Here is a 26747-nt window from a genome sequence, read left to right as displayed (position 1 = left end):
TGTGAAACTAGTCTTGAAACGGGTCGGTCACAAGTATCGTGTCGTCCCGCTCCGGGCTGGTGGAAAGCAGCGCGACCGGGGCGCCGATCAGCTCTTCGATGTAGCGGACATATTTGACCGCCTGCGCCGGCAGATCGTTCCAGCTCCTGGCGCCGGCGGTTGTCCCTTTCCAGCCTTCAAGCGTCTCGTAGACCGGCTCGACCCGCGCCTGCGCGCCCTGGCTGGCCGGCAGATAGTCGATCGCCTCGCCGTCGAGCCGGTAGCCGGTGCAGACCTTGATCTCGTCCAGCCCGTCGAGCACGTCGAGCTTGGTCAGCGCGATGCCCTTGATGCCGTTGACGGCGACGGCCTGGCGCACCAGCACGGCATCGAACCAGCCGCAGCGGCGCTTGCGGCCGGTGACGACGCCGAATTCATGGCCGCGCGTGCCGAGGAATTCGCCGATCTCGTTCTTCTGTTCGGTCGGGAACGGGCCCTCGCCGACACGCGTGGTGTAAGCCTTTGTAATGCCGAGCACGTAGCCGATCGCGTTCGGACCGGTGCCGGAGCCGGCGGCGGCCTGGCCGGCGACAGTGTTGGACGAGGTGACGAAGGGATAGGTGCCGTGGTCGATGTCCAGCAGCGTGCCCTGCGCGCCCTCGAACAGGATGCGCTCGCCGGCGCGCCGCCTGTCGTCGAGCACTTTCCAGACACGATCCATGTAAGGCAGGACCTCGCCGGCGACCGACGTCAGCTCCTGCATGATCGCCTCGTGCGTGGCCTCGGCGTGACCTAGCCCGCGGCGCAGCGCATTGTGGTGCGTCAGCAGCCTGTCGACCTTCAGGGGAAGCGTTTCCAAATCCGCCAAATCCATCACCCGCACCGCGCGCCGGCCCACCTTGTCCTCATAGGCGGGGCCGATGCCGCGGCGGGTCGTGCCAATCTTGGTTCCGGAATTCGAGGCGGCGTCTTCGCGAAACCCGTCCAGTTCCCGGTGCAGCGACAGGATAAGCGCGGTGTTTTCGGCTATTTTCAGGCGCTCCGGCGTCACCTCCACGCCTTGCTCTTTAAGCTTCGCCACTTCGGCGACGAAGGCATGCGGGTCGAACACGACGCCATTGCCGATGATCGACAGCTTGCCTTGCCTGACCACGCCGGATGGCAAAAGCGACAGCTTGTAGACCTTGCCGTCGACGACCAGCGTGTGGCCGGCATTGTGGCCGCCCTGGAAGCGCACGACCACGTCAGCCCGTTCCGACAGCCAGTCGACGATCTTGCCTTTGCCTTCGTCGCCCCACTGTGAGCCGACGACCACCACATTGGCCATGTTCTTTTCCCTTGAGATGCCGCTTTGGCGGCTTGAAAACGACAGGCCTCTATAGCGTCAAGATCAGGCCGGCGCGACCTTTCTTTGCCGCCAAAATCGAGCTGAGGCACAACAAATTCCGGCTCGCGCATCATTTACTTGGCGCACCCACCGCACTAGGCCGGCTTCGATCCTCGAACGCGCCTTCACAAGGCCGGATTTCCGATGCACCGAGCCGCCTACCTGTTCCTTCTGTCCACCATGCTTATATGGGGCGGCAATTCCGTGGCCGGCAAGCTTGCCGTCGGCCACGTCTCGCCGATGACGCTGGTCTTCCTGCGCTGGGTCATGGCGGTCCTGATCCTGCTTCCGATCGGCTGGCGGCCGCTTCGCCAGGACTGGCCGAAGGTGCGCAGGCATTGGCTGCTGCTCGCCGGCCTCGGCGCCTGCGGCTTCACGATCTTCAACGTCATCTTCTACACCGCGTTGAACTATACCACCGCCATCAACGTCTCGATCGAGCAGGCGGCCATACCGGTCGTCATCATTCTTGCCAATTTCGTGCTGTTCCGGCTCCGTGTGCGGCCCCCGCAGATCGTCGGCGTCGCGCTGACCATCGTCGGCGTCGCCGTCACCGCGAGCCATGGCGAGCTCGGCCAGTTGCTGAAGCTTCAGTTGAACTTCGGCGACGCGATCATGTTGGTCGCCGTACTTTGCTACAGCCTTTATTCGGTAGGACTGCGCTTGCGGCCGGCGATCCGCTGGCAGAGCCTGATGCTGGCCCTGTCGCTGGCCGCGCTTCTGGCCTCGGTGCCGTTCTTCGTCTGGGAGGTCGTGGCCGGCCGGGTGATCGCGCCTGACGGGCGCGGATGGGCGGTCGCGCTCTACACCGCGCTCGGCGCCTCGGTCATCTCGCAGGTGTTCTACATCAGGGGCAACGAACTGATCGGCGCCAACCGGGCCGGCCTGTTCATCAACCTGGTGCCGATCTTCGGCACGCTGCTTTCAGTGCTGATCGTCGGCGAGCAGTTTCAGCTCTATCAGGGCCTTGCGCTTGTGCTCGTGCTCGGCGGCATCGCGCTCGCCGAATACAGCGGACGCAAGCATTCCTAAGCGGACGAACGGGAAGGACGATCAAAACGCCTTCGGCAGCCCGGCTTGTTTCAAAATCCCATTTGCCGTGTGGCGAGATTTGATCGTGATCGGTGACCTTATTTCCCGAATTGGGATCATGCCATATTTCATGGTCGCCTTTGCCTGACCGAAGAAATTGCCAGCCCGCCTGCGACAGAAGTTTCTTTGTTAATGGAGCAAAATTATTCATTGCGACGGCTCGGCGCAGGAAACTGATTCGGCTCGATTTAAAGCAGAAACCAATGAAAAATAATTAGAAGGATATTAACAGGCAGCTAAGAAAGGTTAACAGCTAAGCGGCTACTGTCTGGTGACTCCGGGCAATCAGCTCGATCTCGAACGGCCCCTCATGATTATCACCGAGCAGATCGGGGACCATAATAGCTAATCTGCGCTGAAGCGCCTCAATCGTATCGGCCTCGGTCGCCAGGCCGATCTTTTCGCGTGACGCCGCCACCCAGACTTTGGCTTCGTCATCCCAGAATGCATCAACCACAATCTTCATCATAAGCTCCTCGGTGAGACGCATTCTATCGCATCGGATCATAAACAAAAAGGCGCAGGATCGCGCCTGCGCCTTTCAACCCGGCATGATCTGTCAGGTTACACGCCGCCGACGTCGAAGTGCAGCGGCTTGGCCGAGTCGATCGACTTGTGCGCCCGCAACTGGTCCAGCACCTTTTCCGGGAACGGGGCGTCGAGATAGAGCAGCGCGATCGCATCGCCGCCCGGCCGGTTGCGGCCGAGCTGGAAGTTGGCGATGTTGACGCCGTTCTCGCCGCACACGGTGCCGAGCAGGCCGATGATGCCGGGCGCATCGGCATTGGTGGTGTAGAGCATGTGCTGGCCGACCTCGGCGTCGAGATTGATGCCCTTGATCTGGATGAAGCGCGGCTTGTGGTCCGAGAAGCAAGTGCCGGCGATCGAGCGCGTCATGTGCTCGGTTTTGACCGTCAGCTTGATATAGCCGTCGAAGACGCCCGATTTGTCGCGCTTGACCTCGGCGACGATGATGCCGCGCTCCTTCACCATGATCGGCGCCGACACCATGTTGACGTCCGAGACCTGCGGCCGGATCAGGCCGGCGAGCGCCGCGCTGATCAGCGCGCGCGTGTTCATGGTCGCGGTCGAGCCGTCGAACAGGATCTCCACCTCCTTGATCGGATCCTCGGTGACCTGGCCGACAAAGGCGCCGAGCACCTCGGCGAGCTTGACGAAAGGCTTCAGGCGCGGCGCTTCTTCCGCCGTGATCGACGGCATGTTGATGGCGTTGGAGACCGCGCCCTTGATCAGATAGTCGCTCATCTGCTCGGCGACCTGCAGCGCGACGTTCTCCTGTGCCTCCATGGTCGAAGCGCCGAGATGCGGCGTTGCCACGACATTTTCCATGCCGAACAGCGCGTTGTTCTCCGCCGGCTCGACCTCGAACACGTCGATGCCGGCGCCGGCCACCTTGCCGCTCTTCAGCGCCGCGACCAGGTCGGCCTCGACGACCAGCCCGCCGCGCGCGCAATTGATGATGCGCACGCCATCCTTCATTTTCGCGATCGCCGCCTGGTCGATGATGTTGCGCGTCTTGTCGGTTAGCGGCGTGTGCAAGGTGATGAAATCGGCTCGGGCGAAGAGCTCGTCGAGTTCGACCTTCTCGACGCCGAGCTCCTCGGCGCGGCTGTCCGACAGGAACGGATCGAAGGCGATCACATGCATTTTCAGCCCGACGCCGCGCGTGGCGACGATCGAGCCGATATTGCCGCAGCCGACGACGCCCAGCGTCTTGCCGGTGATCTCCACACCCATGAAGCGGTTCTTTTCCCACTTGCCGGCATGCGTGGAGGCATTGGCTTCCGGGATCTGCCGGGCGAGCGCAAAGATCATGGCGACGGCGTGCTCGGCCGTGGTGATCGAATTGCCGAAGGGCGTGTTCATCACGATGATGCCCTTGCGGCTTGCCGCCGGTATGTCGACATTGTCGACGCCGATGCCGGCCCGGCCGACGACCTTGAGCCTGGTGGCGGCGTTGATCAGCTTCTCGGTGACTTTCGTCGCCGAGCGGATGGCAAGGCCATCATACTGGTCGATGATTTCGGCGAGCTTTTCCTTGTCCTTGCCGAGATCGGGCAGGTAATCGACCTCGATGCCGTGGTTCTTGAAGATCTGCACGGCGGTGGTTGAAAGTTTATCCGAAACGAGAACGCGGGGCGCCATGGCGGCCTCCTTGAGATGGATTGTTGGGAAATGGCGGCCAGAGGGCCGCCATGAATCTCAGGCAGCCGCTTTGAGCGACGCCTTTTGGCTGGCAAAGGCCCAGTCGAGCCAAGGCAGCAGCGCCTCGAGGTCCGACGTCTCGACCGTCGCGCCGCACCAGATGCGCAGGCCGGGCGGCGCATCGCGATAGGAGCCGATGTCGTAAGCGACGCCTTCCTTGTCCAGCATCGAGATGATGCCCTTGGCGAAGGCCGCCTGGCCGTCGGCATCGAGCGCCGCCACGCCAGGATCGGTGAAGGAGAAACAGACCGAGGTGTTCGAGCGCGTTGCCGGATCGACCGCGAGATGGCCAAGCCACGCCGATCTGTCCACGAACTGTTCGAGCACGGCGGCGTTGGCATCGGCGCGGGCGATCAGCGCGTCAAGGCCGCCGATGGACTTCGCCCATTGCAACGCATCGAGATAGTCCTCGACGCACAGCATCGACGGTGTGTTGATGGTCTCGCCCTTGAAGATGCCCTCGATCAGCTTGCCGCCCGACGTAAGACGAAAAATCTTCGGCAGCGGCCATGAAGGCTTGTAGATCTCCAGCCGCTCGACGGCACGGGGCGACAGGATCAGCATGCCATGCGCGCCCTCGCCGCCCAGCACCTTTTGCCAGGAGAAGGTGACGACGTCGAGCTTTTGGAAATCGAGCCTCTGCGCGAACGCCGCCGAGGTGGCGTCGCAGATGGTCAGGCCCTTGCGATCCGCCGGGATGAAATCGCCGTTCGGCACGCGCACGCCCGAGGTCGTGCCGTTCCAGGTGAAGACCACGTCACGGTCGAAGTCGATCCTGGCGAGGTCCGGCAGTTCGCCGTAGCCGGCCTCGATCTTGCGCACGTCGGCGAGCTTCAATTGCTTGACCACGTCGGTGACCCAGCCGGCACCAAAACTTTCCCAGGCGACCATGTCGACGCCGCGCTCGCCGAGCAGCGACCACAGCGCCATCTCGACCGCGCCGGTGTCGGAAGCCGGCACGATGCCGATGCGGTAATCCGCCGGCACCTGTAGGATTTCGCGCGTCAGCTCGATCGCCTGCTCGAGCTTGGTCTTGCCGATCTTGGCGCGGTGCGAACGTCCGAGCGCGGCAGCTCTCAGCGCCTCGACCGACCAGCCGGGACGTTTTGCGCAGGGACCTGAGGAGAAATTGGGGTTCGCCGGACGGAGTCCGGGCTTCGTAAGCGTCGTCATCGTGGTCTATCCTTCCAGATAGTGGCCCCTCGTTGGGGAGGGGTGGCCCACGGACGGCGATATGCGTTCAGGCTTCCGGCGTCAAGGGGAAAGTTTTTGTCGCTGTCGGGATATTCGTTCCAGCTTCATGTGCAAACCGGAAATGAGAAACGGCGAACCGTTGGATCCGCCGTCGATATGTCCTGGCCCGCGCCGCTCACCAGAGATCGTAGCGCAGGCCGAGCTTGACCTGATGATTGCTGATGCCTTTGTGGACCGGGAACGAGGTCAAGCTCGCGGCGGTGATATATTCCGCATCGGGGGCCGAGAAATACTGATAACCGAGGTCGATCAGCACGTTTTTGGACACCTGGTAGGCAAGGCCTGCATTCAGCGTATAAGCGAGAGAGTACCGAGATTTATTATCCTGCAAGGTGAAGCTGTTGGCGGGAACATTGATATCGGTATAGCTCGCCGAAAGCTTGCGCGTGCTGCGGACAACACCGATGCCGGCGCCGAGATATGGCGTGATGCCGACATATGTGCCAAGATCGACATAGCCGTTGAGTATGCCTGAGATCGCATAGTTCTTCAGGTTTCCGGATCCCACGGCCGACGGCGTCGCGGTCCCTGTATCATCATAGCTGAAGCTGGCTTTGTTGCCGGGCAGGTAGCCAAGGTTGAAATCGGCGCGCAGGTAATCGTTGAAATGATAGCCGAAACCGATGCTCGCGAAATAGGCGTCCTGGCTCTCGCTGAAGCTTTCGTTGTTGATCGTTGACGGGAAGGTGAAATCCCCGTTCTTGAAGCTCTTCTGTGCCAGGTAGGACACGTCGCCGCGTAGGTACCAGCCGGACCCGACCTCGACCGGCTGATAGTCCGGCGCCTGGTCGACATAGACCGGCGGATTGTAATCGGCCGCGAGCGCCGGCGTCAGTGGCAAGAGGACGATTGCTGCAAGCGCTGACGCGATACGCGATTTTGGTGTCATGGTCCCCGGCTCCCGAAGTTGGCGCCAGCCGCGAACGCGGGCACAGCTGCCGTTTTCAGGATGCATTGTTAACCATAGTGGTTAAGTGCCGGTTAAGGATAACGGTCCGTTACCGAATTGATTTCGATCGGCTTTTACGAAGACCTCACAAACGAAAAACCGCCCAGCGAGCCGGGCGGCTTTCAGACCGTCGAATGCAGGAGTTTTACTTCGTGTAGATCGGCTCCGGCTCCGGCTGATAAGCCACCACCGGCGCGGAGCACCCGTTGTTGCCCCCGAACTGATAGCGCAGACCGCCGCGCACCTCATGCGTGCTGATGCCATGGTCGAAGCCTGGCCCGGAGCTGCTCGTATCGAACTCGAACATGCGACCTCCCTGGATATGGGAGTAGCGATAGCCTGCATCGAGTATCACTTTGTCGGTCAAGCAGTAGGAAGCGCCGGCCATGAGCGCATAGGCGAAACGCCAGTTGGACGACCCGGGATTGAACTCGGTGGTGTTCGGATCCCTGACGGCATCCCATTTGACGTGCGCGCCACCGATGCCGGCGCCGACATACGGCGTGATGCCATGATAGGTGCCGAGATCGACATAAGCGTTGGCCAACAGCAGGAAGGCGCTCATTTTCGAGACTTCGGTCGACGTCGTCGTGAGATCCGATGTCTGGCCATTGAAGTTCGATTTAAACCAGTAGTCGGCGGTCAGATCGGTACGGAGGTAGTCGTTAATCTTGTAGCCGACGCCGCCACCGAGCGAGAAACCACCCTTGAGTTTGCCGAAATCGAAATCGTTGGTGCCGGGCGGCGGGCCGTATGTAATGTAGTCGATGCTGCGCACGGTCGACTTGTGATAGTCGATGTCGCCGCGGATATACCAGCCTCCGACATCGACCGGCTGCTCTTCGACGACCGGCGGCGCCTGCTCGACCACCGGCGGTTCCGCGAGGTCGGCGGCAAGGGCCGGTCCGGCCACCCCCGCAAACAGCGCGGCAACCAATGCCATTCTTGCTGTATTGAACATGCTGTCACCCCTAAGAAGCCTCGGGACGACGCCGCCCGAAGTTGATTAACCTCGGCATGGATAATGAATCGCAAAGGTTAAAGGCCGTTTAACCGTGCCGATTAACCACGAATCTATACAATTTTAGGTGGATGCAGTCGGGGCAGGTCGACCTTGCCGCTGGCGGCCTACAAAAAAGCCCGCCAACGGCGGCTCCGAGGTGGGCCAGTCGGCAATCTCAGGACAAATTTCGTTCCGAAAACATGCATTTAGAGCAATTCCGAGAAACGTGTGACACGGTTTTCCGTTCGGAATTGCGTAAAAATAAAGAGAGCGTCCAGCGATTCGATTGAAAGCTGGCCGCTCTGCTGTTGTGCCGGATGTCACGCGGCGCTGCGCGTGTCCGAAATTATGCCGACGATGTCGTTGACGATCGCCTCGATCAGTTGCGGGTCGTCGCCCTCGGCCATGACGCGGATGAGCGGCTCGGTGCCGGAGGGCCGGATGACGAGGCGGCCGGTCTTGCCGAGCCGGTTGCGCGCTTCCTCGATGGCCGCCTTGACCGGAGCCTCCTCCAGCGGCTTGCCGCCGGAGATACGGACATTCTTCAGGAGCTGCGGCACCGGCTCGAATTTCTTCGACAATTCGCTGACCGGCCGGTTCTGCCGCTTGATGCAGGCCAGCACCTGCAAGGCCGAGACCAGGCCGTCGCCGGTGGTCGAGAAATCGGAGAGCACGATATGGCCGGACTGCTCGCCGCCGACATTGAGCCCATGCGCGCGCATGTGCTCGACGACATAGCGGTCGCCGACCTTGGTGCGGTGGAGCTGCAGCTTCATGTCGCCAAGGAAGCGCTCCAATCCGAGATTGGACATCACCGTGGAGACAACGCCGCCGCCGGCCAGCCGGCCGCTCTGATGCCAGGACTCGGCGATCAGCGCCATGATCTGGTCGCCATCGACGATCGTGCCGTTCTCGTCGACGATCACCACGCGGTCGGCGTCGCCATCGAGCGCGATGCCGATATCGGCGCGCACCTCATGCACCTTCTTCTGCAAGCCGGCCGGATGGGTCGAGCCGCACTCCTTGTTGATGTTGAAGCCGTTCGGCTCGACATTGATCGCAACGACCTCGGCGCCGAGCTCCCATAAAGCCTCGGGCGCCACCTTGTAGGACGCACCGTTGGCGCAATCGACGACGATCCTCAGGCCCGAAAGCGACATCGAGCGCGGCAGCGTGCGCTTGGCGAATTCGATGTAGCGGTCATGCACGCCATCGACGCGCTTGGCGCGGCCAAGCCCGTCGGAATCGGCGAGCGCCAGCTCGATGTCCTTGTCGAGCATCGCTTCGATGCGCTCCTCGATCTCGTCGGAGAGCTTGTAGCCGTCGGGGCCGAACAGCTTGATGCCGTTGTCGTAGTAAGGGTTGTGCGAGGCCGAGATCATCACGCCGATGTCGGCGCGCAGCGAGCGCACCAGCATGGCGACCGCCGGCGTCGGGATCGGGCCGAGCAGGAAGACATCCATGCCGGCCGCGCAAAGGCCCGACACCATCGCATTCTCGATCATGTAGCCGGAAAGCCGCGTATCCTTGCCGAGCACGACGCGGTGGCGATGGTTGCCGCGCTGGAAAGAGAGACCGGCGGCCATGCCGACCCGCATCGCGATCTCGGCCGTCATCGGAAACTTGTTGGCGCGTCCGCGGATACCGTCCGTGCCGAAATACTGCCCTGCCATGCTTGCCAACGTCCCCGTCAGTTTTTCAGCCGCTCGTTTTGCCACAATTGGCCCGCATCCGATCATCACATTTCATGATTATATATTACCATTCTTAGGAATTCATTGTCGCAGGCCATTCAAGTGATTCGGCAGCCTGCCCCGACCTCTCTTCGTAGCGGCAATATGCCGGCCGAGGCGAATTTTCTGCGCCCGAGAGCTTTGCAAATATGCCATCGCCGGCGAACTGCAGAGGAAATTCATCATCTTGTCGGCAAGAACACGGTTTGTGAGGGCACTTCGCCGGAAGCATCTAGCGCAACCCATCATTGAGAGTTATTGATTGGTGCAGGGACACCCCCGGCGGCATCAAGGGAGAAATCGCCATGCTTATTCATAGACTTGCAACGTTGACGGGCCTCGCCGTCGCAACCTTGTTCCTGGCGGCGCCGGCCCATGCGCTGACCATGGCCGAATGCAGCACCAAGTACAACGCGGCCAAGGACGCCGGAACGCTCGCCGGCCAGACCTGGAACCAGTTCCGTAAGGCCCAGTGCGGCAGCGACGCAGCGGCCGCGGCGACGACCACAACCACGACCAAGGCAACTGAAACCAAGGCTGCTGAGACCAAGCCGGCCAAGAAGGCCAAAGAGACGACAGCCGCGGCCGCCGACAGCTCTGCCAAGGGCCTGACAGCGAAGGAATGCAGCACCAAGTACCAGGCCGCCAAGGCGGCCGGCACGCTGAACGGCATGAAGTGGAACGACTTCCGCAAGACCGAATGCGCCGCCGGCGCTGCAGCCGCATCGGACACCAAGCCTACGACCGCGACCAAGACGACGACTGCGACCAAAACGGCGACAACCACCACCGCGCCGGCCGCGGCTGGCGGCAAGGGCCTGTCGATGGCCGAATGCAGCACCAAGTACCAGGCCGCCAAGACCGCCAACAAGCTCAATGGCATGAAGTGGAACGACTTCCGCAAGGCCGAGTGCGGCACCGGCGCTGCCGATGACGAAACCGTGCCGGCGCCGACGGAAGCGACCTACACCAGCGAACCGGCGAAGCCGACGGTCGCCGCGCCGAAGGGTGTGACCTTCCCGACAGCCATCTCGCCGAAATTCGCCACCGAGACCCCGGCCAAGGGCCGCATGCATACCTGCCTCGAGCAGTACTACGCCAACAAGGATGCCAACACGCTGAACGGCCTGAAGTGGATCCAGAAGGGCGGCGGCTTCTACAGCCTCTGCAACGCCAAGCTGAAGAGCTGATCGCCTAATTATTCGAAGGGGAAAGGCCCGCGCGTCGCAAGATGCGCGGGCCTTTTGTTGCAGGCGAAGACGCCCGCGGTCTTGCTCGCATCTGCATATGGCGGGACTGTCGGCATCGTCGATTTGCCCATACTGCCCACCGCCAGGTTTGTCGGGAGCTCGCAAAGATTCCGGTTGAACATATAGGGAACAAACAGTATACAAAAAGATGTCGAACTTATCATCAATCAGGAGGGTCTCAATGTTCAGTTTGAAATTGGCGGCGTTGGCTGTGACGGCATTGGTCGCTTGGAACGCCTCACCTGCGAGCGCGCTGACGATGAAGGAATGCGGCGAGACCTATCGGGCGGCCAAGGAAGGCGGCACTCTGAACGGCATGGACTGGGCTGCTTTCCGCAAGGAGAAATGCGCGACGTCCGCCGCGGAGAGCGTCAGCGCGGATCCGGTCACATCCGCGGAGCAGCAGAAAACGGAAACCAGCGCGGCGGTCGCCCCCACGGTAGCGCCGGCGGGCGTGACATTCCCAACCACCCTCGCCGCCGAGTTCAAGACCGAAAAGCCCGCTAAGGCCCGGATGAAGACCTGCTTGCAGGGTTACCACGACAACAAGGAAGCGGGTACGTTGAACGGCCTTCGCTGGATCCAGAAGGGCGGCGGTTACTACAGCCTCTGCAATGCGCGGCTGAAAGCTGAATCATAAAAATCAAATACGGCGGATAAAGCGGTTCACCGTTTTTCCCGCAGACGTTGAGCCATCGTCCTCGGGCGTATCTGGGGATCTGCTGTTGGGCGATATCTACGCGCCAGGACGAGGGAAGCCTTGCCTTGTCTCCGATGGCCCAAACAAAAACGCCGCGGAGCAAGCCGCGGCGTTTCTCGATCAGTCTTTCGCGCACCAACCTCAGCTCGATGGCTGCGGCTCCATGCCGCCTTCGGGCTCGGGGCCCTTCTTGCGGCGGCCGCCGGTGCCGGCCTTCGGCACCGCCGAGCCGCGGCTGGGCGGCGTGTCGTCGCCAAGGTCGCGGGCGGGCTTGTTGCCGGCAATCAGCTGCTTGATCTCCTCGCCGGAGAGCGTCTCGTATTCGAGCAGCCCTTCGGCCAGCGCGATCCAGTCCTTCTTCTTCTTGGTCAGGATGGCCTTGGCGGTGGAGTAGGCGTCGTCGATCAGCCGGCGCACCTCGGCGTCGATGATCTGCGCCGTCTCTTCCGAGATGTTTTGCGTGCGCGCCACCGAATGGCCGAGGAACACTTCCTCCTGGTTGTCGCCATAGGCGACATGGCCGAGCTTGTCGGAGAAGCCCCATCGCGTCACCATGGCGCGCGCCAGCTTGGTCGCCTGCTCGATGTCGGAGGACGCGCCGGAGGTGATGTTCTCCTTGCCGAACTTGAACTCCTCGGCAACGCGGCCGCCCATCATGATCGCCAGCCGCGAGATCATGTATTTGTAGCTCATCGAATAGCGGTCGCCTTCGGGCAGCTGCATGACCATGCCGAGCGCGCGGCCGCGCGGAATGATGGTCGCCTTGTGCAGCGGGTCGGCGGTGGGCACGTTGAGCGCCAGGATGGCATGGCCGGCCTCGTGATAGGCGGTCAGTTCCTTCTCGGCCTGCGTCATCGCCGACGAGCGGCGCTCCGCGCCCATCATGATCTTGTCCTTGGCGTCCTCGAACTCGGCCATGGTGACCAGCCGCTTGTTGCGGCGCGCCGCCATCAGCGCGGACTCGTTGACGAGGTTCATCAGATCGGCGCCGGAGAAGCCCGGCGTGCCGCGCGCGATGACCTTGAGATCGACATTGGGCGCCAGCGGCACGTTTCGCACGTGCACCTTGAGGATCTTCTCGCGGCCGACGATGTCGGGATTCGGCACCACCACCTGGCGGTCGAAACGGCCGGGCCTCAGCAGCGCCGGGTCGAGCACGTCGGGCCGGTTGGTGGCGGCGATCAGGATGATGCTCTCGTTGGACTCGAAGCCGTCCATCTCGACCAGCAGCTGGTTCAGCGTCTGCTCGCGCTCGTCATTGCCGCCGCCCAGGCCGGCGCCGCGATGGCGGCCGACCGCGTCGATTTCGTCGATGAAGATGATGCAGGGCGCGTTCTTCTTGGCCTGGTCGAACATGTCGCGCACGCGGGATGCGCCGACGCCGACGAACATCTCGACGAAGTCCGAACCGGAAATGGTGAAGAACGGCACGTTGGCTTCGCCCGCGACCGACCGGGCAAGCAGCGTCTTGCCCGTTCCGGGCGGGCCGACCAGGAGCACGCCGCGCGGGATCTTGCCGCCGAGGCGCTGGAATTTTTGCGGATCGCGCAGGAATTCGACGATTTCCTCGAGGTCCTCCTTGGCTTCGTCGACACCGGCGACGTCCTGGAAAGTGACCCGGCCATGCGCTTCGGTCAGCAGCTTGGCTTTCGATTTGCCGAAGCCCATGGCGCGGCCGGATCCGGACTGCATCTGGCGCATGAAGAATATCCACACGCCGAGGATCAGGATCATCGGCAGCCATGAGATCAGCATCGAAAATAGCGAACCGGAGCCGTCATTCTCTGGACGCGCGTTGATGGTGACGTTCTTGTCCTGCAGCCTCGAGACCAGCGACGGGTCGCCGGGCGAATAGGTCTGGAAGCCGTTGGCGTTGTCCGTATAGTTGCCGACGATGCGGGCGCCGGCGATCGTTACGCTCTTGACCCGGCCGCCCGCGACATCCTGCAGGAACTGCGAATAGGGGATATCGGTCGTGGCACCGCGCGTCTGTGGCGTCTGGAAAAGGTTGAACAAGGCGATGAGCAGGACCGCTATGATCGCCCAGAGCGCGAGGTTGCGATAATTCGGATTCATCTATTGTCCTGTTGGCGTCCGCGGGGCGGACCCACGATGATGGAGGAAGCTTGGGCCTAACATAGGGAGAGCGCCTCCCATTGCCAAGCATAACAGCATGCGTCGGTTAAGCTTTCGCCCACGCTCCGCGGCGATCGTGGCGGTGAAAAGGCGGAGCCGGCAGCGGCGGCGCGCCGATGAGCGCGGCGACGGCGGCAGCAGGCGGCAGATCGAAAGCCGGCAGGAAGCGGGCAAAGGGCGCCACCGCCGGGAGGACCGCAGCCCCCTGCGCTGCGGCATCATCGCCAGCAAAATCAAGGCGTTCGCCACCGCGCCATAGCACCGGTTCGGCGGCGAGCGCCGCGCGCAAAAGGGCCGGCGGGGCGCCTTCTTGTGCGCGTTCGCCACCTTCCGTGAGCGAGCGTTTGGCGGCCGCCTGCCCCAGCGGTGCGATCACCAACCAGTCCGGGCTGTCGCTCAATGTGATCCGCCGCCGGCCATCCCAGAACTGGTTGTCCATCGCCGGAGCGGCGGACGGCAGGTTGCGGCCCTCGCGGTAAAGGAAGATGCCGGCGCGGCGCGCGTCGACCATGGTCCGCGACAATGTGGCGCGAAGCGATCCGGACCGCAGGCGCCCGAACAGGAGGCGGGCGCGCGCCTCGTCGGCGAGGAAAGCGGCGCCGCCGACCGTGGCGAGCAGGATGCGAAGCGCATAGATCGCCGCCTCGCCATCTTCATCGGCGGCGAAGTCCCGGTCGAGGCGGATCAAACCCTGGGCTGGCTTGTCCGCATAGGCGTCGATCAGTATGGCCGCGCGGCGCCCGATCTCCTCGCGCTCTGCGGCTGCTTGGCCGGCCTTTGTGATCAACTCCGCAAAGCGCGCCTCGCCGTCGTCTGCCTTCAGCGCGGCCCGAATTGTTGGCCTTTCGAAACGTATGTCGAGATTCGTCGGATCCTCGATCCAGCCGATACCGCGGCGCCGCAGCATTTCACGCAGCGCCGCCCGCCGCATGCCAAGCAGCGGCCGCACGATCCACGTCCGCCAATTGTAAAGCGTTGCGGGCGCCATGCCGGCCAGGCCGCGGCCGTCGTCGCTCGTCCCCTCGCTACGGGTCGCCCCTTCACGCGCCCCTCTTTCACGCGCCCCTCTTTCACGCGCCTGCCGCATCAGCACCGTTTCCGCCTGGTCGTCGGCGGTGTGACCGGTCAGGATCAGACCCATGCCTTCCGCCCGCGCCGTCTCCGCGAGCAGCCGGTAGCGCGCCTCGCGCGCGGCGGCGGGCAGGCCGCTCGACGGCTTGCTGCCGGACCAGATCAAGGTGCGATGCGCGATGCCGTGCTCGGCGCATAGCCTGGCGACGGCTTCCGCTTCAGCAGCCGAGCCCGGCCGCAAATCGTGGTCGATCGTCACCGCCAGCAGTCTGGCAGTCGGCGCGGTGCGGTCGAGATGGTCCTTGATGAGAAGCAGAAGGGCGGTGGAGTCGCTGCCGCCGGAAACGGCCGCAATTGCGCCGTCGGAAAAATCGAAGTCGAAAAAAGTCGAAAGGTCAGGCTCGGTGTCGAGCATCAATGCATGTCGCCCAAAAATGGTCCCGGTTGCGGGACAACGACATGCAGGCAAAAACTAGCACGACGCCAGCGCTTTTTCCTGCTTGACGCGTTCCTTGAGCGTTCCGGAAACGTCGGGATATCGCTTGCCGATCTCGTTGAAGGTGGCGCAGGCCACGTCATTCTGCTTCAGGCCGACCAACGACACGCCGAGCTTGAGCAGCATGTCGGGCGCCTTCTTGGCCTTCGGATATTCCTTGCTGGCGGCAAGGAAGGTCTCGGCCGCATCGCGGTACTTCTGCTGGCCGAGCAGCGACTCGCCAAGCCAGTAATGCGCATCGGCCGCCTTGGCGTCCTTGGGGAAGCGCGAGATGTGGTCACGGAAACCCTGCTCGGCGGTGGGATAATCGCCCGACAGGATGAACTGGTAGGAGTTGCGGTAGAGCTCGTCCGGATCGTTGGTCGAAGGCAACGCCGCCACCACCGTGCCGCCGGCCTTGCTCTTGCCGTTCTTCGCCGGAGTCTCGGCGGTCGGCGCGCTCGCGGTGGCCGCCGGAGCTTCCGCCGGCGCGTTTGCCTGCGGATTGCCTTCGGCATTGACGACATTGCCGTTCTTGTCGACGGTGATGGTGCCGAAATTCTTCGGCGGCGCGCCGGTGATCAGCTTACCCGGGTCGCCGGTCTGCGATTCGACGATGACGTCGCCGACGCTCTTGCCGCCGCCGTCCCGGGTGACGGTGTCGGCCGGGGCTTGCGTTGCCGGCGCCTCGGCGACGCCGGTGCCGGCATCGCCCGTCGTGCTGCCGGCACCGGCGGCGGCCGCATCGCCAGTATTCGTATCGCTGTTCGCCGGCGCGGCTTCGGACTTTTTCTGTCCGGCCGGCTTGGCGCCCGGCGCGGCGCCCTCGAGCTGCTGGAAGCGGAATTCGTTGTCTTCCTGCTGCTTGCGGATCTGCTCCTGCATTTGCAGGATCTGGAAATTGAGCTCCTCGATCTTGCCGTTCATCTGACGAAGCTGGTCTTCCAGACCGGTCGCGCCGGCAGCGTCCTGCTGCGCGATCTGCGCCGCTTCCGGCTTCTTCTTGTCGCCGAAAATGCCTAGCGTCGGCAGATGGAAGGTGAAGCCGCTGTCCGAGGATTGCCCGCCGCCTGCCGGCGCGGCGGCGCTCGCGATACTAGATAAAAGCAGCAGCGCAAGCGTGCCGCTGAGGACAGTTCTAAGATGCATTATGTCTCTCGCCGTGAATTCGTTAGCTTGACGCGCCTTCCGAACCGCAGTGGACGAAGCGCCCTCGCGCTCATAGCAGGACGCGAGACTTCGGCCAAATTTTGTTTCAGACCGCTGGATGCGAAAAAGGCGGCCCAGGGGCCGCCTTTCGCATCGAGGTGTTGTATTTATGTCGCCTACAGCGCCGCGCGTCGGCAGACGCGCAAAGGACGCTGTAGCACTTATGAGTCGACGCATGATCCTTTCCGAAAATCGGAACCGATTTTCGGGGTCATGCGTCAGGAACCGGCGCCCGAAAGCGTGGTGACGGCGCGACGGTTTTGCGACCAGCAGGAGATGTCGTCGCAGACCGCGACCGGACGCTCCTTGCCGTAGGAAATCGTCTTCAGGCGGCTGGCGGCAACGCCCTTGGAGACGAGGAAGTCGCGCGTGGCGGCGGCGCGGCGGGCGCCTAGCGCCAGATTGTATTCGCGCGTGCCGCGCTCGTCGGCATGACCTTCGACGACGATGGCATACTGCTTGTACTGGTTCAGCCATTGCGCCTGGCGCGACAGCGTGGTCTGCGCGTCGGCACGGATCGACGAGGAATCGGTGTCGAAGAAGATGCGGTCACCGATGTTGACGGTGAAGTCCTGGGCCGATCCAGGCGTCGCAGCACCCGCGCCGTTGAGACCGAGATCGGCGGCGCTGTTCGGCGTCTTCTTCGAGGCGCAACCGGTGACGGCGAGCGCCATCACGAGCGCGATCATCGCCGGGTTTCTGGTAAGTGCTGCGATACGGCCCATGCCGCCTCTCCTTCGCATTCGAGTGATTTCGTTGATCACCCAGTAACCACGTTTGGGTTAACCGGCATTCAAGAAATACGGTTAATGTTTGGTTGCGGGCCGCCGTCCTCGACCGTTCTCCACCCGGAGCCACAATGCGCGCGGACCGTAAGCGGAAATGCGGCCAAAACGCGACGAGGCAGTGGAAAAGAGGGAATTGAAGCGACAAGGAATCAGTCTTTTCCTCAGTTCTTCAATTCTTCAATTCTCCAGTTCCTTTCTCATTCCAGCAGCGGCGACCACGCAGGATCCGAGGCAAAATTCGACGTCGGGATCTGCTGTTCGTTGCGGCCGGTGAGGTCCACCGAAACCAGCTTCGGCCCGCCATTGGAGTCGCGGAAGAACATCAGCACGCGGCCGTTGGGCGCCCAGGTCGGTCCTTCCTGCTGGAAACCGGAAGACAGGATGCGCTCGCCAGAACCGTCGGTCTTCATGACGCCGATCTGGAACTCGCTGCCGGTCTGCTTGGTGAAGGCGATGAGGTCGCCGCGCGGCGACCACACCGGCGTCGAATAGGTGCCGTCGCCGAAGGAGATACGGGTCTGGCCCGAGCCGTCGGCGCCCATCACATAAATCTGGGCGCGGCCGCCGCGGTCCGAGGTGAAGACGACCTGGCTGCCGTCGGGCGAATAGGACGGCGAGGTATCGATTGACGCCGAATTGGTCAGCCGGGTGGTCGAGCGGCTCCTCAGATCCATGGCGAAGACGTTGGAATTGCCGTCGTCGCGCAGCAGGCTCATGATCACCTTCTGGCCGTCGGGCGAGAACCTTGGGGCAAACGTCATGCCGGGGAAATTGCCGACCAGTTCGCGCTGGCCGGTCTCGATCTGCAGCAAATAGACCTTCGGCTGTCCGCTCTCATAGGACATGTAGGTAATTTCCTGCCGGTTCGGCGAGAAGCGCGGCGTCAGCACGATCGAACGGCCGTCGGAGAGGTAGCGCACATTGGCGCCGTCCTGGTCCATGATGGCGAGGCGCTTCTTGCGCGCATTCTTGGCGCCGGATTCGTCGACGAAGACGACGCGGGTGTCGAAATAGCCCTTCTCGCCGGTCAGCCGCTCATAGATGGCGTCGGCGATAATATGCGCGACGCGCCTGGTGTTGGCATCGTTGGCGAAGAACTGCTCGCCCGACAGCTGCTGGCCGGCAAACGTGTCCCACAGCCGGTACTGCGCGCGGATACGGCCATCGGCTTCCTTGCCGACGCTGCCGGTGACCAGCGCCTGCGCGTTGATGACCTTCCAGTCGTCGAAGCGAGGCTGCGCATCCGGGTTGGAGATCTTTTCGATAAAGGCGCTCTTGTCGATCGGCGCGAACAGGCCGGAGCGCTTCAGGTCGGCGCTGACTATTTTCGTTATCTCGGCGCCAAGCGCATCCCCGGACTGAAAGTCGGTGATGGCGACCGGCAGCGGCTCGACATTGGGTTGGGTCAAATCGAGCTTGACCAATGCCGCCGCTGGGATCGTAGCGAGGCCGCTTATGCCGGCCGCAATCGTGCCGATCAGCATTAGCGTCGTGAAAAATTTCTTCATTCGTTCAGCCTCGTTGTTCTCTCGGCAAGTCAGTAAATGTCGCTTGGGATGAATGTTACCTCGACCTCATTCCACCCCAGCTCGCCATCATATTTCGCGGCGGGCAGATTGTAGGGTGCGCATCGCAGCACCGCGCGCCGTGCCCCTTCCGACGCGATGCGAGCGCCCATGGAGCCATCACCGCCATCGACGATTTCCGGAGCTCCATCGACCTCGCCGCTCTGGTTCAGTTTCACCCTGATGGTGACCTTCATATTGTCGCCGTCAAATGTACCGGGGGTCACATTCCAGCAGCGTTTTATCTGCGTCTTCAGCCCATCGATCTCGCTCTGCGAAAGCTTGGTGCCCTGGTTTTTTTCGCCACCGAGCGATGCCTGCTGGGTCGAGCGCTTGGCGCCGCCGCCGGAAGGCTTCTGCTTGTCGAGCAGCGCGGAAATCTCGTCGGCGTTGAACTGCTTGTCATCCGACTTCCGTTTGGAGGAGGCTTCCTTCACCGGCTTTTCGGCATCCTTGCGGTCCGGCGCCTTGGGGCTCTCGGCCTGGGCCGGCTGCGGCTTCGGGCGCGCTTCCGGCGCAGGCGCCGAATCCGGCAGCTTTGCTTCCTCGGTCGGCTGATCCTTGGCAATGGCCTCGGCCACCGCGTCGGGCTTGACTTCTTCCTTCGGCTGGATGGCCGCGGTCTTGTCTTGCGGCGGCGTCGGCGTCGGCTCTTTGGCCGGGGTCGGCTTGGGATCCGTTTGCTTGACCGGCTCGGGCTTGACCTCTTCCTTCGGCGCCGGCGTCGGCGCCACTTCCGTCGCCGGCACCGGCTTCGGCTTCTCCTGCGGCTTGGGCACGTCTTCAGCGGCCGGCTTCTCGGTCGGCGTCGGTGCTGGCGGCGGCGCGGAGGTCTTGTCGACCGGTTTTGGTTTGGCGTCGTCCGTTACCGGCTTCTCGGTGTCGACAGTGTTTTCCCCGACCTTCTCGGCGTGGGGCACGACATCGGGCCGTTTGGTCGGCAGCGGTGCGGGCTTCTCATGCATTACCGACTTCTTGTTGCCCTGCAGCGTCTGTGCAATCGCCTCCATCGGCACGATGTCGACCGCCACCGATTCCACGTCGGTGGCCGGCATGGCAGGCGGCGACGACAGCGTGAACAGCCCGAAGGCCAGCGCTACCGCATGCAAGATCACCGATGAGGTGAGGCCGGTCCGCATCTGACGTCTATTGGTCCTGTTCCTGCAGCGAAACCAGGCCGATATTCTTGTAGCCGGCGGCCGAGATGCGAGCCATGACCTTCATCGCGGTGCCATAGTCCGTCGACTTGTCGCCGCGGATGAAGATGCGCTCGTCATAACCGGTCTTCGAGATCGCCTGCAGCTTGGCCACAAGCTCCTCGATCGGGATCTCGGTTTCCTGCAGGAAAATCTTGCCCATGGCGTCGATCGAGACGGTGATCGGCTGGGTGTCGACATTCATCGCCTTGGCCCGTGTATCGGGCAGGTCGACCGGCACGCCGACCGTCAGCAGCGGCGCCGCGACCATGAAGATGATCAACAGCACCAGCATCACGTCGACCATCGGCGTGACGTTGATTTCCGAAATCAGCCCGTGATGGCGCCCGCGCCGCCTGTGGCCGCGCCCGCCTCGCCCTATGCCACCTGCGCTTGCAGCAGACATTCCCATGATCGTCCCTCAGGCCTTCTGCACGACTTTTTCATCGATTTGGCGCGAGAGTATGGCGGAGAACTCGTCCGCGAACCCTTCCATGCGCACCGCGAGTTTGTTCGCATCCGATGACAGCTTGTTGTAGGCGATGACGGCGGGGATGGCGGCGAGCAGGCCGATGGCCGTCGCCAAGAGCGCCTCGGCGATGCCGGGCGCAACCACCGACAGGCTGGTGTTCTTGGAAGCCGCAATCGCCTGGAACGACGTCATGATGCCGATGACGGTGCCGAACAGGCCGATGAACGGGGCGGCCGAGCCGGTGGTGGCGAGGAAGCCGAGGCGTCCCTCCAGCCTTTCCATCTCGCGGGTCAGCGCCAGGTCCATCGCCTTGTCGATGCGCGTCTGCAGCGCCAGCGCCGATTTGGCGCCCTTCTCGAAGCTCTTCTTCCACTCGCGCATGGCGGCGACGAAGATCGCGCCCATGCCGCTGGTCTTGCGGTCGGCAAGCGTGCGGTAGAGCTCTTCCAGCGACTGCCCCGACCAGAACACCTGCTCGAAACGGTTGAGCGCCAGCCGCATGCGGCCGAAGGCGACGAGCTTGTCGATGATGATCGCCCAGGTCCAGATCGAGGCGCAAAGCAGCCCGATCATCACCAGCTTGACCACCCAGCCGGCCTGCATGAACAGGGCCCAGATCGACAAATGCGCGCCCGGGTCGGCAAGTGCGATGTTTTCCATGACTTAAGTCCTTAAGATTTTCCGGGCATTGCTGGCGGCTGGCCCATGGGCATCCCTTTGGTCCGATCGCGCGAAGCTTGACGCTTGCGGATAGCCCCCGAATGCACCGTTTCGCGGCCTTTTCGGGGCAAATGTTGGTGAAAGGAAGGCGCGCGGATTGCGCCAATCTTCACCGATTCCTTCATGAACCGTTATGGTTAAGGATGGGTTAGGACGCATGGCGCGGCGCATTGCCGCGCTTGCCAGGGTGGCTTCCCTTCCGGTGCCGCTGGTTGTGCTCCGGACGAGGCCGACGCGACCGCCGAGATGTCAGCCGCGACCTTTCGGCATGAATGCTGCTACCCATTCCCGCGGGAATCGCCTCGGCCGGCCATTCTCGCCGATGATCGCCGCCTCGACCTTTGCCTCGACCAGCACCTCGCCGCCACGCTTCAGTTGCTGCGCCATGAAGATGCGGGCGCCGGAAATGCCCTCGGTGCGCGTGTCGATGGTCAGGATGTCGTCGATGCGGGCCGGCGCGCGAAAGTCGATCTCCATGCGCCGCACCACCCAGACAATGCGCTCGCCGTGCTTGCCTTCAGCCAATTCGGTGTGATGGACGCCGGCGAACCTGAGATAGTCGGAGCGGCCGCGCTCGAGGAATTCGAGATAGCGCGCATGGTAGACGACGCCGGAGAAATCGGTATCGGCGTAATAGACCCGCGCCATCAGGCGGTGGCCGAATTCCGTCAGCGCTCCGGAAAGTCCGGCGCTGAGCGCCGATTCACCATGATCGTCCATCGCGCTTTCCTTTTACGGCCCGAGCGGGCAGGTGTTTTCGGCGCGGGAAACGGGATGGCACTGTTGAGAGCGATGATCAAGACCTTGCTGGCGGCGCTGCTGACGCTCGGCCCGCTGGCATTGCCGGCCGGCGCGGCGTCGTTTTCGATGAAGCGCGGCCTCAACCTCGACCAGTGGACGACATGGCCGGGCGAGGACAAATGGGGCGATCGCGAGGCGATCCTGCCCTATCCGGACTGGCGCAAGTTCATGAAGGAGGACGATCTCGAGGCGCTCAAGGACGCAGGCTTCGATTTCCTGCGCATGCCGGTCGATCCTTCGCCGTTCCTCTCCGACCGGACGCTTGCCTTGCGCGACGACCTCTATGCCAGCGTGCTGGACTCGGCGCGCATGATCAATCGAGCTGGCCTGAAGGTCATCGTCGACCTGCATCTGATCCCGGCCGGCGGCAACCGCAAGATCGGCATGAGCCAGGTGATGGACGATCCCGCCACCTTCGAAGCCTATACCGAGGTCGTGCGCAAGATGGCGCGCACGCTGGCTGCAGAGGATGCAGGCCAGGTCGCCCTGGAACTGATGAACGAGCCGATCGTCGATTGCGACAGCGACGGCACGAACCTGTGGCCCGATCGCCAGAAGAAATTGTTCGCGGCCGCGCGGTCTTCCGCAACGAAGCTGACTTTAATCCTCACCGGCGGCTGTTATTCCAACGCGGCTTCGCTGGCCAGGATCGATCCGAAGACGATCCCAGACGACAACATCATCTGGACCTTCCATTCCTACGATCCGTTCCTGCTGACGCATCAGGGCGCGACCTGGGCAGGCGATTTCATTCAATATGTCACCGGCCTGCCATATCCGTTGACCGCGGTGCCGCGCGAGCAACTGGATGTGACGCTGAACACCATCCGCGACAGGATCAGAGCCGAGGCGTCCTGGACCCGCCGGCGCGGCCTGCTTGCCTATCTCGACGAGCAGCTGGCGAACCTGGACGGCCCCGACAAGCTGCTCGGCATCATGGACGCGCCGTTCGACACGGTCGAGACCTGGGCGAAGGCCAACGGCATCAAACCGGAAGACATCACGCTCGGCGAGTTCGGCATGATCCGCCAGGAATACGGCAACGCCTATGTCATGCCGGCGCGATATCGGGCGGCTTACGTGCGGGACATGATCGCGCGCGCCGAGGCGCACGGCTTTTCCTGGTCGCTGTGGAGCTATGGCGGCGCTTTCGGCGTCGTCGACGCCTTCGATGGCGACAAGGCCGAGCCCGACGTGATGAACGCGATCAAATCGCTGCGTTAAGCAATTCCAGGAAAAGTGCGCAGCGGTTTTCCGTCCGGAATTGCGTAAAAACAATACATAGAGCGGAACTTCAGCCGAGATCGATCTGCAGGATCTCCGGCCGCACGCCGAAACGCACAGGCACGATGCTGAAGCCGAGCCCGCCGGAAACGATCAGATTGCGGTCGTTTTCCACGACATGGCCATAGGCGAAGCGGTTGCCATAGTCCGAAGGCACCACCGGCGAATAGCCGAACAGCCGCACCTGTCCACCATGGGTGTGGCCGGAGAGCGTAAGCGACACCCGCCATGGCACCTTGGGAAAAATGTCAGGCTCATGCGCGAGCAGGATGATCGGATCGCTTCCTTTCACCTTGGCCAAGGTGCCGTCCAGGTCATCCAGACCTTGGAAGCCGTGACGGCCTTTCGCTTTGTTGGGCAGCAAAGCAAGCTGGTCCGCCAGTCCGGCGATCCAGAACCCATGCCCATCTTTTTCCAGCCGCACGACATCGTTCTCCAGCACGGGAATGCCGACATGCTCGAGCGCCTTGCGCGACTGGGTTGGGCCGGCTTCGGCGCGCTGCGCAAAAATATCGGTCCACCAGTCGTGATTGCCGAGGATCGAGAGCACGCCGAGCGGCGCCTTCAGCCCCGACAGCGCCTCGGCCCATTCCGCCACCCGCACCCAGCCGGTCACCAGCTTGGTGCCGGCGGTATAATCACCGAGCAGGACGATCAGATCCGGCTGCAGCGCATTGGCCTCGGCGGCAAGCGAGGCGATGCGCTCCGGCGTCATCCAGGGCCGGCAGGCGTGGATGTCGGCCAGCGCCACAATGCGCAACTTGAGACCAGCGGGCCAGTGCGGCGGCGTCAGCGAATAGCGCTGCACATGGGTGAGCAGCATCGGCTCGATGCCGACGGCATAGGCGCTAAGCGACACCATGGAGAAGAACGAGCCGCCGATGAGGCGCAGGAAACCACGTCTGGTGATCATCGGTCGGCCACGGGTTTGCGATACAATTCCATCGAGGCTCGCGTTAGAGCCGGCAATTGCGCCCTCACGCTGGCGAAGGTGAGGAGATTTTGCGCAGACAAGCCGTTTGCCGCGCAACGGCAAGACAAATGTCCGTTACTCTTCCTGGAACAGGCTGATCTGCTGCTGGGCAAGATCCTTCGGCGCATCTAGGCCGAGATGCCGCCAGGCATTGGCGGTCAGCACGCGGCCGCGCGGCGTGCGCTGGATGAAACCCTGCTGGATGAGATAGGGCTCGATGATGTCCTCGATCGCGTCACGTGGCTCGGAAAGCCCGGCCGCGATCGTCTCGATGCCGACGGGGCCGCCGCCGAAATTGCGGGCGATCATCGACAGATAGCGTCGGTCGAGCGCGTCGAGGCCGAGCCCGTCGACTTCCAGCCGCGTCAGCGCCTCGTCGGCGATACGCTTGTCGACATGGCCGTCGCCGGCGACGGAGGCGAAATCGCGCACCCGGCGCAAGAGCCGGCCGGCGATGCGCGGCGTGCCGCGGGCGCGCCTTGCGATCTCCAGCGCGCCGTCGTCGCCGAGCGGCATCTGCAGGATGCGGGCGCCGCGGCGCACGATCTGCTCCAGTTCCTCGACCGTGTAGAAATTGAGCCTGACCGGAATGCCGAAACGGTCGCGCAGCGGATTGGTCAAAAGCCCGAGCCTGGTCGTCGCGGCGACCAGCGTGAAACGGGCAAGGTCGATCTTGACCGAGCGAGCCGCCGGTCCTTCGCCGATGATGAGATCAAGCTGGAAATCCTCCATTGCCGGATAAAGGATTTCCTCGACCGCTGGATTGAGGCGGTGGATCTCGTCGATGAACAGCACATCGCGATCCTCGAGATTGGTAAGCAGCGCCGCCAGATCGCCGGCCTTGGCGATGACAGGACCCGAGGTCGAGCGGAAATTGACGCCGAGCTCGCGCGCCATGATCTGCGCCAGCGTCGTCTTGCCGAGGCCGGGCGGACCGACGAACAGCACATGATCGAGTGCCTCGCCGCGCCCTTTGGCGGCATCGACGAAGACCTTCAAATTGGCCCGCACCGCCGCCTGGCCGACGAATTCGTCGAGCGTCTGCGGCCGCAGCGTCTGGTCGGCATCCTCGCCGCGCTTGTCGGGGGCAATGAGGCGGGGCGAAAGGTTCATGCCGCCTTCCTTGCATACGGCAAGGACTGGGACAAGCAGCGCCTCACCGCGCCAGTTCCTTCAACCCGAAGCGGATCAGCTTGGAGGCGTCGGCGCCCTCGCCGGCCGTCTTCAGCGCCGCCGAAACGGCATTGGCGGCGATGTCGCGCGAATAGCCGAGATTGACCAATGCCGAGACCGCGTCGGTGATCGGCGCGGGCGCCACGCCTTCGCCAAGCTCCTGCTTCAGCCCGATCGTGCCGGTGGCCGCACCCGCATAGGCAGGCGCCTTGGTCCGCAATTCGGTGACGATGCGCTCGGCCACCTTTTTGCCGACGCCGGGGGCGCGGGAGACCATGGCGATGTCGCGCAAAGCGATGGCATTGGCGAGTTCGGCCGGCGTCAGCGTCGACAGGATCGCCAGCGCCACCTTGGCGCCGACGCCTTGCACATTGTTCATCAAGAGCCGGAACCATTCGCGCTCCAGCACCGACTGGAAACCATAGAGCCGGATCATGTCCTCGCGCACATAGGTCTCGATGAACAGCACCACCGCCTCGCCGGGCGAGGGTAGCGCGGCCAGCGTGCGCGTCGAGCAATAGGCGACATAGCCGACGCCGTGCACGTCGACGACGCAGAAATCCTCCTCGACCTCGTCCAGCGTGCCCTTCAGCTTGCCGATCATGTGCTGGCGCTCATGGGATGCGTTTCCGGAGAGATGATATCGAGATCGGGATAATAGCTGCGGTAACGGGCGGCGTCGCGTGTCAAGAGACGGTGCCCAGCGACGGCCGCATGGGCGCCGATGAAAAAATCCGGCAAGGTTCGTTCCCGGACGCCGCCGGCCCGGCGGTAACGGGAATGCGTGATACCGGCGAGGAATGCCGCTTCCCAAGGCAGAAACTCACGATCCATCTCCAGCTTTTCGACCGCTCTCTTGAGCTGCGCTTCTGTCGCTATCAGCGGCGCGAGTTCGGACCAGACGATCGTGTTGATGACCAATGCGCCTTCGCGGTGACAGGAAGCAATCGCATCTGCTGACCATTCCGTCAGCGGTCCGGCCGGTCCCCAGACGTCGATCAGCACATTCGTGTCAATCAACGTCGAGATCTTCACGCGGTCCCCTCAGCCATTCGATGTAGTCGTCGGCAGTCATGCCCCCCAGATCCAGGGTTCCAGCCATGCCGGCGAGAACGTCCTTAAATCTGCGGGACGCTTCTTCCTCGGAAACGTTTTCGTTGACGGCGACAAGCCGGGCGCCCTCGTTCGTGGCGACGAACTCCACCTCGGAGCCCGGCCCTATACCCAGGTGATCCCTTATTTGTTTGGGGATTGTAACTTGACCCTTGGTCGTGACCCGCATGGTAATACCTCAGAAGTATTACTTACAGA

25 protein-coding genes and 1 pseudogene are annotated in these 26747 nt (G+C 63.0%); 4 read left to right on the top strand and 22 right to left on the bottom strand.

All coding sequences use genetic code 11. The features are described from left to right. Nucleotides 1-7: 7 nt before the first annotated feature. Nucleotides 8-1306 (bottom strand): adenylosuccinate synthase, encoded by a 1299-nt coding sequence (locus tag FJ974_RS05820; RefSeq protein ID WP_140536014.1) that lies wholly within the window; start codon nucleotides 1304-1306, stop codon nucleotides 8-10. A 204-nt stretch (nucleotides 1307-1510) separates the two neighbouring features. On the opposite strand from FJ974_RS05820, the gene FJ974_RS05815 reads away from it, so the two are divergent. Next, nucleotides 1511-2398 carry a DMT family transporter gene (locus tag FJ974_RS05815; RefSeq protein ID WP_140536011.1) on the top strand — a complete coding sequence of 296 codons (888 nt, stop codon included), beginning with the start codon at nucleotides 1511-1513 and terminating at the stop codon, nucleotides 2396-2398. 21 nt (nucleotides 2399-2419) lie between these two features. Here the strand turns inward: FJ974_RS05815 and FJ974_RS30380 are convergent. From FJ974_RS30380 to glmM, 7 genes and pseudogenes are all read right to left on the bottom strand, one after another. Continuing rightward, nucleotides 2420-2609 (bottom strand): annotated as a pseudogene (locus tag FJ974_RS30380) (type II toxin-antitoxin system HicA family toxin). A 102-nt stretch (nucleotides 2610-2711) separates the two neighbouring features. Next, a complete protein-coding gene (locus FJ974_RS05805) occupies nucleotides 2712-2927 on the bottom strand; it encodes a DUF1902 domain-containing protein (RefSeq protein ID WP_140536009.1) in 216 nt (71 codons plus the stop codon). Nucleotides 2928-3022: 95 nt separating this feature from the next. After that, nucleotides 3023-4624 (bottom strand): phosphoglycerate dehydrogenase, encoded by a 1602-nt coding sequence (serA, locus tag FJ974_RS05800; protein WP_140536006.1) that lies wholly within the window; start codon nucleotides 4622-4624, stop codon nucleotides 3023-3025. Nucleotides 4625-4681: 57 nt separating this feature from the next. After that, nucleotides 4682-5857 carry a phosphoserine transaminase gene (locus FJ974_RS05795; protein ID WP_140536004.1) on the bottom strand — a complete coding sequence of 392 codons (1176 nt, stop codon included), beginning with the start codon at nucleotides 5855-5857 and terminating at the stop codon, nucleotides 4682-4684. A 196-nt stretch (nucleotides 5858-6053) separates the two neighbouring features. Next, nucleotides 6054-6827, bottom strand: a complete 774-nt coding sequence (locus FJ974_RS05790) for an outer membrane protein (protein ID WP_140536001.1) — start codon at nucleotides 6825-6827, stop codon at nucleotides 6054-6056. A gap of 205 nt (nucleotides 6828-7032) precedes the next feature. Then, a complete protein-coding gene (locus FJ974_RS05785; protein WP_140535998.1) occupies nucleotides 7033-7848 on the bottom strand; it encodes an outer membrane protein in 816 nt (271 codons plus the stop codon). Nucleotides 7849-8210: 362 nt separating this feature from the next. Continuing rightward, nucleotides 8211-9563 carry a phosphoglucosamine mutase gene (gene glmM / locus FJ974_RS05780; RefSeq protein WP_140535996.1) on the bottom strand — a complete coding sequence of 451 codons (1353 nt, stop codon included), beginning with the start codon at nucleotides 9561-9563 and terminating at the stop codon, nucleotides 8211-8213. A gap of 365 nt (nucleotides 9564-9928) precedes the next feature. On the opposite strand from glmM, the gene FJ974_RS05775 reads away from it, so the two are divergent. Then, nucleotides 9929-10813: a hypothetical protein gene (locus FJ974_RS05775; RefSeq protein ID WP_140535993.1), complete on the top strand. Its 885-nt coding sequence runs from the start codon at nucleotides 9929-9931 to the stop codon at nucleotides 10811-10813. 241 nt (nucleotides 10814-11054) lie between these two features. After that, on the top strand, nucleotides 11055-11513 hold the full coding sequence (locus tag FJ974_RS05770; protein ID WP_140535991.1) for a hypothetical protein: 459 nt from the start codon (nucleotides 11055-11057) through the stop codon (nucleotides 11511-11513). A 201-nt stretch (nucleotides 11514-11714) separates the two neighbouring features. On the opposite strand, the gene ftsH is transcribed toward FJ974_RS05770, so the two are convergent. The 9 genes from ftsH to ybgC form a co-directional block, all read right to left on the bottom strand. Continuing rightward, a complete protein-coding gene (gene ftsH / locus FJ974_RS05765; RefSeq protein WP_140535988.1) occupies nucleotides 11715-13649 on the bottom strand; it encodes an ATP-dependent zinc metalloprotease FtsH in 1935 nt (644 codons plus the stop codon). Between the two features lie 106 nt (nucleotides 13650-13755). Beyond that, the gene (gene tilS / locus FJ974_RS05760; protein WP_140535986.1) at nucleotides 13756-15195 is read right to left on the bottom strand and encodes a tRNA lysidine(34) synthetase TilS; all 1440 of its coding nucleotides are present in this window, start codon (nucleotides 15193-15195) and stop codon (nucleotides 13756-13758) included. Between the two features lie 57 nt (nucleotides 15196-15252). Next, nucleotides 15253-16404 (bottom strand): tol-pal system protein YbgF, encoded by a 1152-nt coding sequence (ybgF, locus tag FJ974_RS05755; protein ID WP_140535983.1) that lies wholly within the window; start codon nucleotides 16402-16404, stop codon nucleotides 15253-15255. 278 nt (nucleotides 16405-16682) lie between these two features. After that, nucleotides 16683-17189, bottom strand: coding sequence for a peptidoglycan-associated lipoprotein Pal (gene pal / locus FJ974_RS05750; protein WP_140535981.1), 507 nt, complete (start codon nucleotides 17187-17189; stop codon nucleotides 16683-16685). 260 nt (nucleotides 17190-17449) lie between these two features. Beyond that, nucleotides 17450-18760, bottom strand: a complete 1311-nt coding sequence (gene tolB, locus FJ974_RS05745) for a Tol-Pal system beta propeller repeat protein TolB (RefSeq protein WP_140535978.1) — start codon at nucleotides 18758-18760, stop codon at nucleotides 17450-17452. Between the two features lie 29 nt (nucleotides 18761-18789). After that, a complete protein-coding gene (locus FJ974_RS05740; RefSeq protein WP_140535976.1) occupies nucleotides 18790-19956 on the bottom strand; it encodes a hypothetical protein in 1167 nt (388 codons plus the stop codon). 7 nt (nucleotides 19957-19963) lie between these two features. Next, on the bottom strand, nucleotides 19964-20425 hold the full coding sequence (tolR, locus tag FJ974_RS05735; RefSeq protein WP_140535973.1) for a protein TolR: 462 nt from the start codon (nucleotides 20423-20425) through the stop codon (nucleotides 19964-19966). 9 nt (nucleotides 20426-20434) lie between these two features. Then, a complete protein-coding gene (gene tolQ, locus FJ974_RS05730) occupies nucleotides 20435-21145 on the bottom strand; it encodes a protein TolQ (protein WP_140535970.1) in 711 nt (236 codons plus the stop codon). 309 nt (nucleotides 21146-21454) lie between these two features. Further along, nucleotides 21455-21925 carry a tol-pal system-associated acyl-CoA thioesterase gene (gene ybgC, locus FJ974_RS05725; protein ID WP_140535968.1) on the bottom strand — a complete coding sequence of 157 codons (471 nt, stop codon included), beginning with the start codon at nucleotides 21923-21925 and terminating at the stop codon, nucleotides 21455-21457. Between the two features lie 54 nt (nucleotides 21926-21979). Here ybgC and FJ974_RS05720 point away from each other — a divergent pair, with 54 nt between their 5' ends. Next, complete coding sequence (locus FJ974_RS05720; RefSeq protein WP_140535965.1) at nucleotides 21980-23230, top strand: glycoside hydrolase family 5 protein; 1251 nt, start codon at nucleotides 21980-21982, stop codon at nucleotides 23228-23230. 70 nt (nucleotides 23231-23300) lie between these two features. Here FJ974_RS05720 and FJ974_RS05715 read toward each other — a convergent pair whose 3' ends face one another. The 5 genes from FJ974_RS05715 to FJ974_RS05695 all read right to left on the bottom strand — a co-directional run bounded on the left by FJ974_RS05715 (nucleotide 23301) and on the right by FJ974_RS05695 (nucleotide 26718). Further along, the gene (locus FJ974_RS05715; RefSeq protein WP_140535963.1) at nucleotides 23301-24203 is read right to left on the bottom strand and encodes a metallophosphoesterase; all 903 of its coding nucleotides are present in this window, start codon (nucleotides 24201-24203) and stop codon (nucleotides 23301-23303) included. Between the two features lie 135 nt (nucleotides 24204-24338). Then, nucleotides 24339-25376 (bottom strand): Holliday junction branch migration DNA helicase RuvB, encoded by a 1038-nt coding sequence (gene ruvB / locus FJ974_RS05710; protein WP_140535960.1) that lies wholly within the window; start codon nucleotides 25374-25376, stop codon nucleotides 24339-24341. A 43-nt stretch (nucleotides 25377-25419) separates the two neighbouring features. Then, nucleotides 25420-26040, bottom strand: coding sequence for a Holliday junction branch migration protein RuvA (ruvA, locus tag FJ974_RS05705; protein ID WP_140535958.1), 621 nt, complete (start codon nucleotides 26038-26040; stop codon nucleotides 25420-25422). Continuing rightward, a complete protein-coding gene (locus FJ974_RS05700) occupies nucleotides 26037-26471 on the bottom strand; it encodes a type II toxin-antitoxin system VapC family toxin (protein WP_140535955.1) in 435 nt (144 codons plus the stop codon). Before FJ974_RS05700 ends, ruvA begins: the two co-directional genes overlap by 4 nt. Next, nucleotides 26449-26718, bottom strand: coding sequence for an AbrB/MazE/SpoVT family DNA-binding domain-containing protein (locus tag FJ974_RS05695; protein WP_140535953.1), 270 nt, complete (start codon nucleotides 26716-26718; stop codon nucleotides 26449-26451). The genes FJ974_RS05700 and FJ974_RS05695 overlap by 23 nt, the downstream gene beginning before the upstream one ends. Nucleotides 26719-26747: the final 29 nt, after the last annotated feature.

The organism is Mesorhizobium sp. B1-1-8 (assembly GCF_006442795.2).
Lineage (GTDB): Bacteria > Pseudomonadota > Alphaproteobacteria > Rhizobiales > Rhizobiaceae > Mesorhizobium.
Note: the sequence above shows the minus strand (reverse complement) of the source record. Positions and strands in the feature narration are given on the sequence as shown.

Bases quoted from the DNA above. Each gene is read 5' to 3' on its own strand.
- ruvA (WP_140535958.1), bottom strand. From the start codon at position 26,040: ATGATCGGCAAGCTGAAGGGCACGCTGGACGAGGTCGAGGAGGATTTC.
- FJ974_RS05790 (WP_140536001.1), bottom strand. From the start codon at position 6,827: ATGACACCAAAATCGCGTATCGCGTCAGCGCTTGCAGCAATCGTCCTC.
- serA (WP_140536006.1), bottom strand. From the start codon at position 4,624: ATGGCGCCCCGCGTTCTCGTTTCGGATAAACTTTCAACCACCGCCGTG.
- ybgC (WP_140535968.1), bottom strand. From the start codon at position 21,925: ATGGACGATCATGGTGAATCGGCGCTCAGCGCCGGACTTTCCGGAGCG.
- FJ974_RS05695 (WP_140535953.1), bottom strand. From the start codon at position 26,718: ATGCGGGTCACGACCAAGGGTCAAGTTACAATCCCCAAACAAATAAGG.
- tolB (WP_140535978.1), bottom strand. From the start codon at position 18,760: ATGAAGAAATTTTTCACGACGCTAATGCTGATCGGCACGATTGCGGCC.
- glmM (WP_140535996.1), bottom strand. From the start codon at position 9,563: ATGGCAGGGCAGTATTTCGGCACGGACGGTATCCGCGGACGCGCCAAC.
- FJ974_RS05740 (WP_140535976.1), bottom strand. From the start codon at position 19,956: ATGCGGACCGGCCTCACCTCATCGGTGATCTTGCATGCGGTAGCGCTG.
- FJ974_RS05715 (WP_140535963.1), bottom strand. From the start codon at position 24,203: ATGATCACCAGACGTGGTTTCCTGCGCCTCATCGGCGGCTCGTTCTTC.
- FJ974_RS05820 (WP_140536014.1), bottom strand. From the start codon at position 1,306: ATGGCCAATGTGGTGGTCGTCGGCTCACAGTGGGGCGACGAAGGCAAA.
- tolR (WP_140535973.1), bottom strand. From the start codon at position 20,425: ATGGGAATGTCTGCTGCAAGCGCAGGTGGCATAGGGCGAGGCGGGCGC.
- FJ974_RS05785 (WP_140535998.1), bottom strand. From the start codon at position 7,848: ATGTTCAATACAGCAAGAATGGCATTGGTTGCCGCGCTGTTTGCGGGG.
- FJ974_RS05795 (WP_140536004.1), bottom strand. From the start codon at position 5,857: ATGACGACGCTTACGAAGCCCGGACTCCGTCCGGCGAACCCCAATTTC.
- FJ974_RS05770 (WP_140535991.1), top strand. From the start codon at position 11,055: ATGTTCAGTTTGAAATTGGCGGCGTTGGCTGTGACGGCATTGGTCGCT.
- tolQ (WP_140535970.1), bottom strand. From the start codon at position 21,145: ATGGAAAACATCGCACTTGCCGACCCGGGCGCGCATTTGTCGATCTGG.
- FJ974_RS05720 (WP_140535965.1), top strand. From the start codon at position 21,980: ATGGCACTGTTGAGAGCGATGATCAAGACCTTGCTGGCGGCGCTGCTG.
- ftsH (WP_140535988.1), bottom strand. From the start codon at position 13,649: ATGAATCCGAATTATCGCAACCTCGCGCTCTGGGCGATCATAGCGGTC.
- ruvB (WP_140535960.1), bottom strand. From the start codon at position 25,376: ATGAACCTTTCGCCCCGCCTCATTGCCCCCGACAAGCGCGGCGAGGAT.
- FJ974_RS05815 (WP_140536011.1), top strand. From the start codon at position 1,511: ATGCACCGAGCCGCCTACCTGTTCCTTCTGTCCACCATGCTTATATGG.
- FJ974_RS05775 (WP_140535993.1), top strand. From the start codon at position 9,929: ATGCTTATTCATAGACTTGCAACGTTGACGGGCCTCGCCGTCGCAACC.
- pal (WP_140535981.1), bottom strand. From the start codon at position 17,189: ATGGGCCGTATCGCAGCACTTACCAGAAACCCGGCGATGATCGCGCTC.
- FJ974_RS05805 (WP_140536009.1), bottom strand. From the start codon at position 2,927: ATGATGAAGATTGTGGTTGATGCATTCTGGGATGACGAAGCCAAAGTC.
- tilS (WP_140535986.1), bottom strand. From the start codon at position 15,195: ATGCTCGACACCGAGCCTGACCTTTCGACTTTTTTCGACTTCGATTTT.
- ybgF (WP_140535983.1), bottom strand. From the start codon at position 16,404: ATGCATCTTAGAACTGTCCTCAGCGGCACGCTTGCGCTGCTGCTTTTA.